This window comes from Rugamonas sp. DEMB1 (assembly GCF_029834475.1).
GTDB lineage: Bacteria > Pseudomonadota > Gammaproteobacteria > Burkholderiales > Burkholderiaceae_D > Rugamonas > Rugamonas rubra.
The window spans coordinates 2099515-2115489 of the sequence record NZ_CP122407.1 but is presented as its reverse complement, the minus strand read 5'-3'; the positions used below and the strand labels follow the sequence as shown (position 1 = coordinate 2115489).

Here is a 15975-nt window from a genome sequence, read left to right as displayed (position 1 = left end):
ACGCGGGCACGGCCCGGCCGGCCCGCGTCGTCTTGATGATATGGGGCCGGGCCGGCAAGCGCCGGCTGCCGGCCTGGCAGCTCCCTCACGTCCTCGATGTCGATCCGCCGGAACTCCGGCCGGCGCCGCCCCGGCCGGCCAGCAAGCCGGGGTCCAGCGCCGACCGGGAGCGGCGCGGCGCGTTGGCCGGCGCCGCCTCAATGGCCGCCTCAATGGCCACATCAATGGCCGCGCCAAGCTTGCCGGCCAGCGGTTCCTCCACGATGGTGAAGTGGTCGCCGCCGATCAGCGCCAACCGCAGCGAGGCGCCGGCCACCTCGGCCCAACCCATGCTCGGCCCTTGCCGGGCGCCACCTCCGCCGTGAACAGGTGCACCGGTATCGGCAGCGGCGGCGGGCGATAAGCCACACACGCCGCGCCGAACTGGGTGAACATGGCGGTGCGCCAGGCCAGTTCCTCGACGGTGAAGCCGGGCGGCAGCCAGCCGGCCTGGCGGCAGTGGGCGACGGCCGCGTCGAGGCTGCCGAGGCGGTCCAGCACGCCCACCGCCTGCTCGTCCAGATCGTGGTCCAGGTAGTGGGTGTGCAGCTTGAGGAACTGCCATTGGCGCTGCTCCTCGGTGAACGGCGGTATCGGCGCGACGTGCAGCGGATGGGTGCTGTCTATCATGCCGAGGAACTCCACGGCCTCGCCGCCGGCCAGCAACTGGCGCGCCAGCTCGTAGGCGAAGATGCCGCCGCCCGACCAGCCGCACAGGCGGTACGGCCCCTTCGCCTGCACCGCGCGCACCACGTCCACATAGCGCCGCGCCAACGCCTCCACGCTGAGCGCCTGGCCGACGTCCTCGCGCACCGCCTGCACGCCATACACCGGCATCGCCAAGTGGCGCGACACCTTGGCGTAGGACAGCACCTGGCCGGTCGGTTCGTGAATGAAGAACAGCGGCCGGCTGGCCTTGTCGCCGGCCGAAATCGGCACCAGGTGGCGCGCCAGCAGGGCATTGCCCTGCTCCTGCTGGCGCGCCTCGGCGGCGATGGCTTCGATGGTCGGCGCGCGGAAGATGGTTTGCACGTCGAGTTCCAGGCCGACCGCGCGCATCGCCTCGATCATGCGCACCACCAGCAGCGAATGGCCGCCCAGTTCGAAGAAGTTGTCGCGCCGGCCCACCCGCTCCAACTGCAGCAGCTCGATCCAGATCCGCGCCAACGCCTGCTCGACCGGTCCCTGCGGCGGCTGGTAGCTGCGCTGCGCGTAGGCGTCGGCCTCGGGCGCCGGCAGCGCCTTGCGATCGAGCTTGCCGTTCGGCGTCAGCGGCAAGGCGTCCAGCACCACGTAGGCGGCCGGCACCATGTAGTCCGGCAGCAGCTGCGACAGCGCCTGGCGCAGCTGCTGCGCGGCCGGCGCCGGCTGGTCCGGCGCGGCGGCGAGGTAGGCCACCAGCCGCTTCTCGCCGGGCCGGTCCTCGCGCGCCAGCACGGCGCTCTTGGCCACGCCGGGCAGGCGGTCGAGTTGCGCCTCGATCTCGCCCGGCTCGATGCGGAAGCCACGGATCTTGACCTGCTGGTCGTTGCGGCCGAGGAATTCCAGCCTGCCGTCGGCCAGCCAGCGGCCCAGGTCGCCGGTGCGGTACATCCGCGCACTATGCACACCATGCGCACCGGAAAACGGATCGGCGACGAAACGCTCGGCGCTGAGCTCGGGGCGGTTCAAATAACCCCTGGCCACGCCGGCCCCGCCGATGTGGATTTCGCCCACCGCACCCGGCGGCACCAGCTGGCCCAAGCGGTCCAGCAGGTAGACGCGCGTGTCGGCGATCGGCCGGCCGATCGGCAGCGGCGCCGCCTCGTCGAAGCCGGCGGAAATTTCGCAGGTGGTGGCGAAGGTGGTCGTCTCGGTCGGCCCGTAGCAATGCACCAGATGCCGCGGCCCGCCCTGCGCCAGCAGGCGCGCGAAGGCGGCCGGGTCGGCCCGTTCGCCGCCGCACATCAGATAGCGCAGCCCGGCCAGCGCCTCGGGGATCGCCCGCGCGTACTGGTTGAACAGGGCCGTGGTCAGGAACATCGCCGTGATCCGCCGCTCCCCGAGCAGGCGCGCCAGCCGTTGCGGCGCCAGCAGGGTGGCCGCGTCGACCACCACCAGCCGCCCGCCGTTGAGCAGCGGCGCCCACACGTCCATGGTCGCCGCGTCGAAGGCCGGGTTGGCGGCGAAGGCCACCCGGTCGCCGCCGTCGAAGGCGGCGTAGCCGTTGTCGACGGCCACCCGGGCTATCGCCCGGTGCGGCACCATCACGCCCTTCGGCATGCCGGTCGAGCCGGAGGTGTACATCACGTAGGCGATCGCTTCGGGGTCGGCCTTCAGGTCCGGGTTGTGGCTCGGCCAGGCGGCGTGCCAGTGCGGCGCGTCCACCCCGGCCGCGACCTGGCCGGCGCCGGGCGCCGCGTCGAGATCCAGCCGCCGCCAGCCGGCCGCCTCCGGCAGTTTGCGCAGGCGGTTGGTCAGCACCACGGCGGCGCCGCAATCGGCGATCAGCGCCGCCTGTCGTTCCGCCGGGGCCTCCAGGTCGAGCGGCACGTAGAAGGCGCCGCACTTGAGGATGGCCAGTTGCGCCACCACCAGCAGCATCGAGCGCGCCAGCAGCACGGCCACCGCCGCGCCCGGCTGCACGCCTTGCGCCGCCAGGCGGTGCGCCAGCCGGTTGGCCCGCTCATTGACTTGCTGGTAGCTGAGCCGGTGGTCGTCTCTTTCGACGGCCACCGCCAGCGGCGTGCGCAGCGCCTGCCGCTCGAACAGCTGGTGGATGCAAACGGCCGGGCCGGCCGCGCGCGGCGCGTCGTTCCACGCCACCAGCAGTTGCCGGCGTTGCGCCTGGTCGAGCAGCTCGATGCGCTCGATCGCCTGCCTGTCGTCGCGGCCCATTCCGGCCAGCATGCTGTGCAGAGCCGCCAGATGGCGCTCCACCGTGGCCCGTTCATACAAGGCGGTGGCATAGCCAAGCACGCCGGCGATGGCGCCGTCGGCCTCCTCATGCAGGTTCAGCGTCAGCTCGAACTGGCTGCCGTGCGCGCCATCCTCGGGCAGCGCCTCCAGCGTCAGTCCGTCCAGCGCCGGCGCGGCGCCGGGCGCGTTCTGCCAGGCGAACATCAGCTGGAACACCGGGTGGTGGGCCAGCGAACGCTGCGGCTTGAGCGCCTCCACCACCTGCTCGAACGGCACGTCTTGGTGGCTCTGCGCCTCCAGCACGCGCCGGCGCACCGTGGCCAGCCAGTCGCCGACCGTCGGCCCGCCGCCCAGTTCAAGGCGCAGCGCCAGCGTGTTGACGAAGAAGCCGATCAACGGTTCCACCTCGGCGTTGCGGCGGTTGGCGACCGGCGAACCGATCACCACCTCGGCCTGGCCGGACAACCGGACCAGCAGCGCGGCCCAGGCCGCCAACAAAGTCATGTACAGGGTCGTGCCGTGGCGCTGCGACAAGGCGCGCAGCGCGTCGCACAGTTCCGGCTCCAAGCGCACGGCCAGGCTGTCGCCGCCGAAGTCCTGCACGGCGGGGCGCGGCCGGTCGGTCGGCAGGCCGTGCAGCGCCGGGGCGCCGGCCAGTTGGCGCTGCCAGTATGCCAGTTGCTCCTGCTGGAGGGCGCCGCCCAGCCACTGGCGCTGCCACAGCGTGTAATCGGCGTACTGCACCGCCAGCGGCGCCAGCGGATCGACGCCGTGGGGCACGCCCTCCAAGGCGTAGGCGCGGTACAGCGCCGCCAGTTCCTTGGCCAGCACGCCCATCGACCAGCCGTCCGAGACGATGTGGTGCATGGTCAGCAGCAGCACGTGCTGCTGCGCGGCCAGCCGCAGCAGGCGCGCGCGCAGCAGCGGCCCGGTGGCCAGGTCGAACGGCGCCTGCGCCTCCAGCGCGCGCCAGTTGGCCAGTTGCGCCGCGCCGTCCTCGCAGTCGTCCAGCGTGTGCCGGACCAGGGCCGGCGCAGCCGGCGCGACCGGCGAGACGATGCGTTGGCAGGGTTCGCCGTCGACCAGCTCGAAGCGCGTGCGCAACGCCTCGTGGCGCTGCACGATGCGCGCCAAAGCCGCCTCCAGCGCCGCCTCGTCGAGCCGGCCGCGCAGCCGCAGCCCGCCGGGGATATGGTAGGCCGCGCTGGCCTGTTCGCCCATCTGCGCGACGAACCACAGGCGCTGCTGGGCGAACGAAAGCGGTATCGTGTCGGGCCGGGCGCACGGCAGCAGCGGCGGCAGCGCGCTGGCCGCCGCCTGTTCGACCACGCGGGCGAAGTGGTGCAGCACCGGCTGCGCGAACACCTCCTGCAAGGCCACCTCCACGCCGAGGCGCTGGCGCAGCCGCGCCGTCATCTGCACCGCCAGCAGGGAATGGCCGCCCAGTTCGAAGAAGTGGTCCTCGCGCCCCACCCTTTCAACATGCAGCAGCCCGCTCCAGATCCGCGCCAGCGCCTGCTCGACCGGCCCTTGCGGCGGCTGGTAGGCGCGCTGCGCGTAGGCCTCGGCCTCGGGCGCCGGCAGCGCCTTGCGATCGAGCTTGCCGTTCGGCGTCAGCGGCAAGGCGTCCAGCACCACGTAGGCGGCCGGCACCATGTAGTCCGGCAGCAGCTGCGACAGCGCCTGGCGCAGCTGCTGCGCGGCCGGCGCCGGCTGGTCCGGCGCGGCGGCGAGGTAGGCCACCAGCCGCTTCTCGCCGGGCCGGTCCTCGCGCGCCAGCACGGCGCTCTTGGCCACGCCGGGCAGGCGGTCGAGTTGCGCCTCGATCTCGCCCGGCTCGATGCGGAAGCCACGGATCTTGACCTGCTGGTCGTTGCGGCCGAGGAATTCCAGCCTGCCGTCGGCCAGCCAGCGGCCCAGGTCGCCGGTGCGGTACATCCGCGCACCTGGCGCACTATGCACACCATGCGCACCGGAAAACGGATCGGCGACGAAACGCTCGGCGCTCAGCTCGGGGCGGTTCAAATAGCCCCTGGCCACGCCGGCCCCGCCGATGTGGATTTCGCCCACCGCACCCGGCGGCACCAGCTGGCCCAAGCGGTCCAACAGGTAGACGCGCGTGTCGGCGATCGGCCGGCCGATCGGCAGCGGCGCCGCCTCGTCGAAGCCGGCGGAGATTTCGCAGGTGGTGGCGAAGGTGGTCGTCTCGGTCGGCCCGTAGCAATGCACCAGATGCCGCGGCCCGCCCTGCGCCAGCAGGCGCGCGAACGCGGCCGGGTCGGCCCGTTCGCCGCCGCACATCAGATAGCGCAGCCCGGCCAGCGCCTCGGGGATCGCCCGCGCATACTGGTTGAACAGGGCCGTGGTCAGGAACATCGCCGTGATCCGGTGTTCGCCGAGCAGGCGCGCCAGCCGCTCCGGCGCCAGCAGGGTAGCCGCGTCGACCACCACCAGCCGCCCGCCGTTGAGCAGCGGCGCCCACACGTCCATGGTCGCCGCGTCGAAGGCCGGGTTGGCGGCGAAGGCCACCCGGTCGCTGCTGTCGAAGGCGGCGTAGCCGTTGTCGACGACCACCCGCGCTATCGCCCGGTGCGGCACCATCACGCCCTTCGGTTGGCCGGTCGAGCCGGAGGTGTACATCACGTAGGCGATCGCTTCGGGGTCGGCCCTCAGGTCCGGGTTGTGGCTCGGCCAGGCGGCGTGCCAGTTCGGCGCGTCCACCTCGGCCACACCCTGCCCTGCGCCTGGTGTCGCGTCGAGATCGAGACGCCGCCAGCCGGCCGCCTCCGGCAGCTTGCGCCGGCGGCTGGCCAGCACCACGGCGGCGCCGCAATCGGCGATCAGCGCCGCCTGCCGTTCCGCCGGGGCCTCCAGGTCGAGCGGCACGTAGAAGGCGCCGCACTTGAGGATGGCCAGTTGCGCCACCGCCAGCAGCATCGAGCGCGCCAACAGCACGGCCACCGCCGCGCCGGGGCGCACGCCGTCCGCCGCCAATCGATGCGCCAAGCGGTTGGCCTGGGCGTTCATTTGTCGATACGTCAAATGGCGGCCGTCCTGTTCCACCGCCACCGCCGCCGGCGTACGCAGCGCCTGCCGCTCGAACAGCTGATGGATGCAGATGGGCGGCTCGGCCGCGCGCGGCGCGTCGTTCCACGCCAGCAGCAGTTGCCGGCGCTGCGCCTGGTCGAGCAGCTCGATGCGCTCGATCGCCTGCCTGTCGTCGCGGCCCATACCGGCCAGCAGCCTGCGCAGGGCCGCCAGATGGCGCTCCACCGTGGCCCGTTCATACAAGGCGGTGGCATAGCCAAGCACGCCGGCGATGGCGCCGTCGGCCTCCTCGCGCAGGCTCAGCGTCAGCTCGAACTGGGTGCCGTGCGCGCCGTCGTCCGGCAGCGCCTCCAACGTCAGGCCGTCCAGCGCCGGCGCGGCGCCGGCCGCGTTCTGCCAGGCGAACATCAGCTGGAACACCGGGTGGTGCGCCAGCGAACGCTGCGGTTTGAGCGCCTCCACCACCTGCTCGAACGGCACGTCCTGGTGGCTCTGCGCCTCCAGCACGCGCCGGCGCACCGTGGCCAGCCAGTCGCCGACCGTCGGCCCGCCGCCCAGTTCGAGGCGCAGCGCCAGCGTGTTGACGAAGAAGCCGATCAGCGGCTCCACCTCGGCGTTGCGGCGGTTGGCGACCGGCGAACCGATCACCACCTCGTCCTGGCCGGACAGCCGCACCAGCAGCGCCGCCCAGGCGCCCAGCAAGGTCATATACAGGGTCGTGCCGTGGCGCTGCGAGAGGGCGCGCAGCGCGTCGCACAGTTCCGGCTCCAAGCGCACGGCCAGGCTGTCGCCGCCGAAGTCCTGCACGGCGGGGCGCGGCCGGTCGGTCGGCAGGCCGTGCAGCGCCGGGGCGCCGGCCAGTTGGCGCTGCCAGTAGGCCAGTTGCTCCTGCTGTAGCGCGCCGCCCAACCACTGGCGCTGCCACAAGGTGTAGTCGGCGTACTGCACCGGCAGCGGCGCCAGCGGATCGACGCCGTGGGGCACGCCCTCCGAGGCGTAGGCGCGGTACAGCGCCGCCAGTTCCTTGGCCAGCACGCCCATCGACCAACCGTCCGCGACGATGTGGTGCATGGTCAGCAGCAGCACGTGCTCCTGCGCGGCCAGCCGCAGCAGGCGCGCGCGCAGCAGCGGGCCGGTGGCCAGGTCGAACGGCGCCAGCGCTTCCATCGTGCGCCAGTGGGCCAGTTGCGCCGTGCCGTCCTCGCAGTCGTCCAGCGTGTGGCGGACCAGGGCCGGCGCGACCGGCGCGGCGATGCGTTGGCGGGGTTCGCCGTCGACCAGTTCGAAGCGCGTGCGCAGCGCCTCGTGGCGCCGCACGATGCGCGCCAGCGCGGCGGCCAGCGCCGCCTCGTCGAGCCGGCCGCGCAGGCGCAGCCCGCCGGGGATATGGTAGGCGGCGCTGGCCTGTTCGCCCATCTGCGCGACAAACCACAGGCGCTGCTGGGCGAACGACAGCGGTATCGTGTCGGGACGGGCGGCCGGCAGCAGCGGCGGCAGCGCGCTGGCCGCCGCCCGTTCGACCACCTCGGCGAAGTCTTGCAGCACCGGCTCGGCGAACACCTCCTGCAGGGCCACCTCGACGCCGAGGCGCTGGCGCAGCCGCGCCGTCATCTGCACCGCCAGCAGCGAATGGCCGCCCAGTGCGAAGAAACTGTCGAGCCGGCCGACCCGGTCGACATGCAGCAACTCGGCCCAGATCTGGGCGACGGCCGTTTCCGCCGCGCTCTGCGGCGCCTGGTAGTCGTGGCGCGCATAGGCGTCGGCCTGCGGCGCCGGCAAGGCGGCGCGATCGAGCTTGCCGTTCGGCGTGAGCGGCAGCGCGGCCAGCGCCACGTAGGCGGCCGGCACCATGTGCTCGGGCAGCACGTGCGACAGCGCCTGGCGCAAATCGTGCGCCGCCGGCGCCGGCTGGCCCGGCTGCGCCACCACATAGGCCGCCAGATACTTGTGGCCCGGACGGTCCTGCCGTGGCACGACCACCGCCTCGCCCACGCCGGGCAGGCGCGACAGCTGCACCTCGATCTCGCCCGGCTCGATGCGGAAGCCGCGGATCTTGACCTGCTGGTCGTTGCGGCCGATGAATTCGACCGTGCCGTCGGCCAGCCAGCGGCCGATGTCGCCGGTGCGGTACATGCGCGCCCCCGGCGCGCCGCAGAACGGGTCGGCGACGAAGCGTTCGCGCGTCAACTCGGGCTGGTTCAAATAGCCCCTGGCCACGCCGGCCCCGCCGATATGGATCTCGCCGGCCACGCCGGGCGGCACCAGCTGGCCGTGCCGGTTGAGCAGGTACATCCGCGTGTTGGCGATCGGCTTGCCGATCGGTTCGGCGGCGCCGCCACGGTCGCCGCATTGCTGCACGCTGGCGCACACGGCGGTCTCGCTCGGGCCGTAGGCGTTGAACAGCTCGGGCCGGTGGCCTTCGCGGCCGAACCAGGCGCGCAGCGCGCCCGCCCCCATCGCCTCGCCGCCGACCACGATGCGCCGCACGCAGGGCGGAATGGCGGCGCGCCGGTCCAGCGCCAGCTGTTCCCAGAACAGCGCCGGCAGGTTCATGCCGGAGATGCGCTGCGCGCGGCAGTGGCGCCAGAAGTTGGCGGCGTCGCCCAGCCAGGCCTCACTGCGCAGCACCAGCGTGGCGCCGCTGGCCAGGGTGCTGAACACGTCCTCGGCGCAGACGTCGAAGGCGGTGGAGACGAACTGCAGTTGGCGCCGCCCGGCGCACAGGCCGTGCAGCTCGCCCAACGCCAGCACCTCGTTGACGATGGCGCGGTGCGGCACCATCACGCCCTTGGGCTGTCCGGTGGAGCCGGAGGTGTAGACCAGATAGGCCAGATGGTGCGGCGCCGCGCCGGCCACGCCGGCGATGTCGCCCGGGTTGCCGGCCACTTGGGCCGCCCACGGCGCCGGCGCGGCGTCGAGCGCCAGCATCACCGCGCCGCCGCAATCGAGGCCGTCGCACAGCCCGCCCTGGGTCAGCACCGCCACCGGCTCGCTGTCGCGCAGGATGGCGTTCAGCCGTTCCGGCGGATAGGCCGGATCGAGCGGCACATACGCGCCGCCGGCCTTGAGCACGGCCAGCATGCCGACCACCATCGCCGGGCTGCGCCGCGCGCACAGCGCCACCATCTGGTCGGGCGCCACGCCCAGCGTGCGCAGATGGTGCGCCAGCCGGTTGGCCTGTTCGTTCAGCTCGCGGTAGCTGAGCTGGCGGCCGTCCTGTTCCACCGCCACCGCGTCGGGCGCGCGCGCGCATTGCAGTTCCACCAGCTGGTGCAGGCACAGCGCCGACGCGGCCAGCGGCCGCGTGGCGTTCCACTCGACCAGCAGCTGGCGCCGCTGCTGCTCGCTCAGCAGGTCGATGCGGTCGACCTGCTGGCTGTCGTCGCGCGCCATGCCGCGCAACAGCACCTGCAGGTAGGCAAGATAGCGCTCCACGCCGTCGCGCTCGAACAGCGCGGTGGCGTAGCTGAGCATGCCGGTGATCCGCCCGTCCGCCTCCTCGCGCAGGCTCAGCGCCAAATCGAACTGGGTGCCGTGGCCGCCCTGCTCCGGCAGCGCCGCCAGCTCCAGCCCCGCCATGGCCGGCGCGGCGCCCGCCGCGTTCTGCCAGACGAACATCAGCTGGAACAGGGGATGGTGGGCCAGCGTGCGCTCCGGCTTGAGCACCTCGACCACCTGTTCGAACGGCAGGTCCTGGTGGCTCTGCGCCTCCAGCACGCGCTGGCGCACCTGGGCCAGCCAGTCGCCGACGCTGGGATCGCCGGCCAGGTCGAGCCGCAGCGCCAGGGTGTTGACGAAGAAGCCGATCAAGGGCTCCAGCTCGGCGCTGCGGCGGTTGGCCACCGGCGTGCCGACCACCAGCTCGTCCTGGCCGGACAGGCGCGCCAGCAGCGCCGCCCAGCCGGCCAGCACGGTCATGTACAGGGTCGTGCCGTGGCGCCGCGACAGGGCGCGCAGCGCCTCGCCCAGGCCGGCGTCGAGGCGCACCTCGACGCTGTCGCCGCCGAAGTCCTGCACCGGCGGACGCGGCCGGTCGGTCGGCAAGGCGTTCAGCGCCGGGGCGCCGGCCAGTTGCCGCTGCCAGTAGGCCAGTTGCTCCTGCTGCAGCGCGCCGCCCAGCCACTGGCGCTGCCACAGCGTGTAGTCGGCGTACTGCACCGCCAGCGGCGCCAGCGGGTCGTCGCCGTAGGGCACGCCCTCCAGCGCGTAGGCGCGGTACAGCCGCGCCAGTTCGTCGGCCAGCACGCCCATCGACCAACCGTCGGCGACGATGTGGTGCATGGTCAGCAGCAGCACGTGCTCCTGCGCGGCCAACCGCAGCAGGCGCGCCCGCAGCAGCGGGCCGGCGGCCAGGTCGAACGGCGCCCGCGCCTCCAGTTCGCGCCAGTGCGCCAGCGCGGCGGCCGGGTCGGAAGACGCGCCGATGTCGTGCCGCTGCAGCGGCGGCGCGGCCTGCGCCAGGATGCGCTGGCTCGGTTCGCCGTCGACCAGCTCGATGCGGGTGCGCAGCACCTCGTGGCGCTGGACGATGCGCGCCAGCGCGGCGGCCAGCGCCGCCTCGTCGAGCCGGCCGCGCAGGCGCAGCCCGCCGGGAATGTGGTAGGCGGCGCTGGCCTGCCGGCCCATCTGCGCGATGAACCAAAGCCGCTGCTGGGCGAACGACAGCGGTATCGTCGCCGGGCGCGGGCCGCGCAGCAGCGGCGGCATGGCGCTGGCCGCCGTCTGCGCCACCACGGCGGCGAAGTCGCGCAGCACCGGCCGGGCAAACACTTCCTGCAGGGCGACCTCCACGCCCAGGCGCTGGCGCAGCCGCGCCGTCATCTGCACCGCCAGCAGCGAATGGCCGCCCAGTTCAAAGAAATGGTCCTGCCGCCCCACCCGCTCGGCGCGCAGCAGCTCGGCCCAGATCTGCGCCAGCGCCTGCTCGACCGGCCCTTGCGGCGCCTGGTAGGCGTGCTGCGTGTAGGCGTCGGCGGCCGGCGCCGGCAGCGCCTGGCGGTCCAGCTTGCCGTTCGGCGTCAGCGGCAACGCCTCGACCGTCACGTAGGCGGCCGGCACCATGTAGTCGGGCAGCACCTGCGACAGCGCCTGGCGCAGCTCCTGCACGGCCGGCGCGGCTTGGCCCGGCGCGGCGGCCAGATACGCCACCAGGCGCTTTTCGCCGGGCCGGTCTTCGCGCGCCAGCACGGCCGATTTGCCGACGCCGGGCAGGCGCTCGAGCCGGGCCTCGATCTCGCCCGGCTCGACGCGAAAGCCGCGTATCTTGACCTGCCGGTCGTTGCGGCCGATGAATTCGACCGTGCCGTCGGCCAGCCAACGGCCGATGTCGCCGGTGCGGTACATGCGCGCCCCCGGCGCGCCGCGGAACGGGTCGGCGACGAAGCGCTCAAGCGTCAACTCGGGCTGGTTCAAATAGCCGCTGGCCACGCCGGCACCGCCGATATGGATCTCGCCGGCCGCGCCGGGCGGCACCAGTTGGCCGTGCCGGTCGAGCAGGTACATCCGCGTGTTGGCGATCGGCCGGCCGATCGGTTCGGCGGCGCCGCCACGGTCGCCGCATTGCTGCACGCTGGCGCACACGGCGGTCTCGCTGGGGCCGTAGGCGTTGAACAACTCGGGCCGGTGGCCTTCGCGGCCGAACCAGGCGCGCAGCGCGCCCGCCCCCATCGCCTCGCCGCCGACCACGATGCGCCGCACGCAGGGCGGAATGGCGGCGTAGCGGTCCAGCGCCAGCTGTTCCCAGAACAGCGCCGGCAGGTTCATGCCGGAGATGCGCTGCTCGCCGCAGTGGCGCCAGAAACCGGCGGCGTCGCCCAGCCAGGCTTCGCTACGCAGCACCAGCGTGGCGCCGCTGGCCAGGCTGCTGAAGACGTCCTCGACGCAGACATCGAAGGCGGTGGCGACAAATTGTAGCTGGCGGCGCCCGGCGCACAGGCCGTGCAGCTCGCCCAACGCCAGCACCTCGTTGACGATGGCGCGGTGCGGCACCATCACGCCCTTGGGCTGTCCGGTGGAGCCGGAGGTGTAGACCAGGTAGGCCAGGTGCCGCGGCGCCGCGCCGGCGATCTCGCCCGGGTTGCCGGCCGGCCGGGCCGCCCACGGCGCCGGCGCGGCGTCGAGCGCCAGCACCACCGCGCCGCCGCAGTCGAGGCCGTCGCACAGCCCGCCCTGGGTCAGCACCGCCACCGGCGCGCTGTCGCGCAGGATGGCGTTCAGCCGGTCCGGCGGATGGGCCGGATCGAGCGGCACATAGGCGCCGCCGGCCTTGAGCACGGCCAGCATGCCGACCACCATCGCCGGGCTGCGCAGCGCGCACAGCGCGACAAACCGGTCCGGCGCCACGCCGACCGTGCGCAGATGGTGCGCCAGCCGGTTGGCCTGTTCGTTCAGCTCGCGGTAGCTGAGCTGGCGGCCGTCCTGTTCGACCGCCACCGCGTCGGGGGTGCGCGCGCATTGCAGTTCCACCAGCTGGTGCAGGCACAACGCCGGCGCGGCCAGCGGCCGCGTGGCGTTCCACTCGACCAGCAGCTGGCGCCGTTGCCGCTCGCTGAGCAGCCCGATGCGCTCGACCTGCTGGCTGTCGTCGCGCGCCATGCCGCGCAACAGCACCTCCAGGTAGGCCAGATGCCGCTCCACGCTGTCGCGCTCGAACAGCGCGGTCGCGTAGCTGAGCACGCCGGTGATCCCGCCGTCCGCCTCCTCGCGCAGGCTCAACGCGAGATCGAACTGGGTGCCGCGCCCGCCCTTCTCGGGCAGCGCCTCCAGCGCCAGTCCCGGCAGGTCCGGCGCGGCGTCCGCCGCGTTCTGCCAGGCGAACATCAGCTGGAACAAGGGATGGTGGGCCGGCGTGCGCTCCGGTTTGAGCGCTTCGACCACCTGCTCGAACGGCAGGTCCTGGTGGTTCTGCGCCTCCAGCACGCGCCGGCGCACCTGGGCCAGCCAGTCGCCGACGCTGGGATCGCCGGCCAGCTCGAACCGCAGCGCCAAGGTGTTGACGAAGAAGCCGATCAAGGGCTCCAGCTCGGCGCTGCGGCGGTTCGCCACCGGCGTGCCGACCACCAGCTCGTCCTGGCCGGACAGGCGGGCCAGCAGCGCCGCCCAGCCGGCCAGCAGGGTCATGTAGAGGGTCGTGCCGTGGCGCCGCGACAGGGCGCGCAGCGCCTCGCCCAAGCCGGCGTCGAGGCGCACCTCCACGCTGTCGCCGCCGAAGTCCTGCACCGGCGGACGCGGCCGGTCGGTCGGCAAGGCGTTCAGCGCCGGGGCGCCGGCCAGTTGCCGCTGCCAGTAGGCCAATTGCTCCTGCTGCAGCGCGCCGCCCAGCCACTGGCGCTGCCACAGCGTGTAGTCGGCGTACTGCACCGCCAGCGGCGCCAGCGGGTCGTCGCCGTAGGGCACGCCCTCCAGCGCGTAGGCGCGGTACAGCCGCGCCAGTTCGTCGGCCAGCACGCCCATCGACCAGCCGTCGGCGACGATGTGGTGCATGGTCAGCAGCAGCACGTGCTCCAGCTCGCCGGTGCGCAACAGCCGCGCCCGGATCAAGGGGCCGGCGGCCAGGTCGAACGGCGCCTGCGCCTCCACCCGGCGCCAGTGCGCCTGCGCCGCCTTCCCGTCGTGCGCGGCGCGCAGGTCGTGGACATGGAAGGGCAGCTCGGCCTGCGGCGTGAAGCGCTGGCACGGCGCGCCGTCGGCCTGCCCGATGTACAGGCGCAGCACCTCGTGGCGCTGCACGATGCGCGCCAGCGCCGCGCCCAGCGCCGCCTGGTCCAAGCGGCCGCTCAGGCGCAGGCCGCCGGGAACGTGGTAGGCCGCGCCGGCCTGCCGGCCCAGCTGCGCGACGATCCACAGCCGCTGCTGCGCGAACGACAGCGGGAGCGCCGCCGGACGCCGGGCCGGGACCAGCGCGGGCAGCACGCTGGCCGTCGCCCGCGCCGCGACGGCGGCGAAGTCCCGCAACACCGGCTGGTCGAACAGCGCCTGCAAGGCCACCTCCACGCCGAGGCGCTGGCGCAGCCGCGACAGCATCTGCACCGCCAGCAGGGAATGGCCGCCCAGTTCGAAGAAGTTGTCCTGCCGTCCCACGCTTGGCAGCCGCAGCAGCTCCGCCCAGATCCGCGCCAAGGCCTGCTCGGTCGCGCCCCGCGGCGCCTGGTGGGGCCGCTGCGCATAGGCGTCGGCGGCCGGCGCCGGCAGAGCGGCGCGGTCGAGCTTGCCGTTCGGCGTTTGCGGCAGCGCGTCCAGCGTCACATAGGCGGCCGGCAGCATGTAGTCGGGCAGCACGCGCGCCAGCGCCGCGCGCAGGGCCTGCGCGTCCGGCGCCGCCCGGTCCGGCCGCGCCACCAGGTAGGCGACCAGGCGCTTGTCGCCGGGATGGTCTTCGCGCGCCAGCACGGTGGCCTCGCGTACCCCGGGCTGTTCGCGCAGGCGCGCCTCGATCTCGCCCGGCTCGATGCGAAAGCCGCGAATCTTCACCTGCTGGTCGTTGCGGCCGATGAATTCAATGCTGCCGTCCTCCAGCTGGCGGCCCAGGTCGCCGGTGCGGTACATGCGCGCCTCCGGCTGGTCCGAGAAGGGATCGGCGAGGAAGCGCGCCCGCGTCAGCTCCGGCCGCTTCAGATAGCCCCTGGCCACGCCGAGCCCGCCGATGTGGATTTCGCCGCTCGCGCCGGGCGCCGCCAACCGGCCGGCCTGGTCCAGCAGGTACATGCTGGTGTTGTCGATCGGCCGGCCGATCGGCTGCGCCGCGTCGCCACGGTCCTCGCACGGCTGCACGCTGGCGCACACGCTGGTCTCGCTGGGGCCATAGGCGTTGTACAACTCCGGCCGGTGGCCCTCGCGGTCGAACCAGGCGCGCAGCGCGGCCTTGCCCATCGCTTCGCCGCCGACCACGACGCGCCGCACGCAGGACGGGATGGCGGCGCCGTCGTCCAGCGCCAGCTGTTCCCAGAACAGCGCGGGTAGATTCATGCCGGAGATGCGCTGCTCGGCGCAGTGGCGCCAAAAGTTGGCCGCGTCGCCCAGCCACGCCTCGCTGCGCAGCACCAGCGTGGCGCCGCAGGCCAGGGTGCTGAACACGTCCTCGACGCAGACGTCGAAGGCGGTCGAGACGAATTGCAGCTGGCGCCGGCCGAGCGAAAGGCCGTGCAGCAGGCCCAAGGCCAGCACCTCGTTGACGATGGCGCGGTGCGGCACCATCACGCCCTTGGGCACGCCGGTCGAGCCGGAGGTGTACACCAGGTAGGCCAGGTGCTGCGGCGTCAGGCCGGGCGCCGGGCCGGGATTGTGCTCCGCTTGCGCGGCCCACGGCGCCGGCGCGGCGTCGAGCGCCAGCAGCGGCGCGGCGCCGCACTCGAGGCCGGCGCACAGCTCGGCCTGCGCCAGCACCGCCACCGGCTCGCTGTCGCGCAGCATGGCGTTCAGCCGTTCCGGCGGATAGGCCGGGTCGAGCGGCAGGTAGGCGCCGCCCGCCTTGAGCACGGCCAGCATGCCGACCACCATCGCCGGGCTGCGCCGCGCGCAGATCGCGACAAAACGGTCCGGCGCCACGCCCGCCGCGCGCAGATGGTGCGCCAGGCGGTTGGCCTGCGCGTTCAGTTCGCGATAAGTGAGCTGGCGGCCGTCCTGCTCGAGCGCCACCACGTCCGGCGCGCGCTCGGCCTGTCGTTCAAACAGTTCGTGCAGGCAAAGGCCCGACGCCAGCTCGCGCCGCTGGGCGCCGACTGGCGGCCCGGCGGCGGCGGAGTGACGGTTCAACGGCAACGCGGTCGGCCGCCCTGCGGCGGCGAGTCGATCCGCGCGTTCGCGCGCCTCGCCTTGTTCTATATTTGCACTCTGTTCGGTTTGCATTTTCATTCTCCATAAAAATATTGTGCCAACAAGAAATGTAGGAAGAAATTGAATAAGTGATAGCCCGCAATATATTGTTAAAGGTTATGTGTGCGCACAGAACGGATAATCGCTACCGTGCGTTGATTCAGAATATGGAAGGCAAGG

The 15975-nt window shown here is 73.1% G+C and carries 2 protein-coding genes; both read right to left on the bottom strand.

Translation table 11 applies throughout. The annotated features are described in order from the left end of the window. Positions 1-85 precede the first annotated feature (85 nt). On the bottom strand, positions 86-331 hold the full coding sequence (locus QC826_RS09755; protein WP_279765412.1) for a hypothetical protein: 246 nt from the start codon (positions 329-331) through the stop codon (positions 86-88). Beyond that, positions 286-15735, bottom strand: coding sequence for a non-ribosomal peptide synthetase (locus tag QC826_RS09750; RefSeq protein ID WP_279765411.1), 15450 nt, complete (start codon positions 15733-15735; stop codon positions 286-288). The genes QC826_RS09755 and QC826_RS09750 overlap by 46 nt, the downstream gene beginning before the upstream one ends. Between the last annotated feature and the right edge of the window lie 240 nt (positions 15736-15975).

Excerpts from the sequence above, each read along its gene's own strand:
- QC826_RS09755 (WP_279765412.1), bottom strand. The coding sequence starts at position 331 with ATGGGTTGGGCCGAGGTGGCCGGCGCCTCGCTGCGGTTGGCGCTGATC.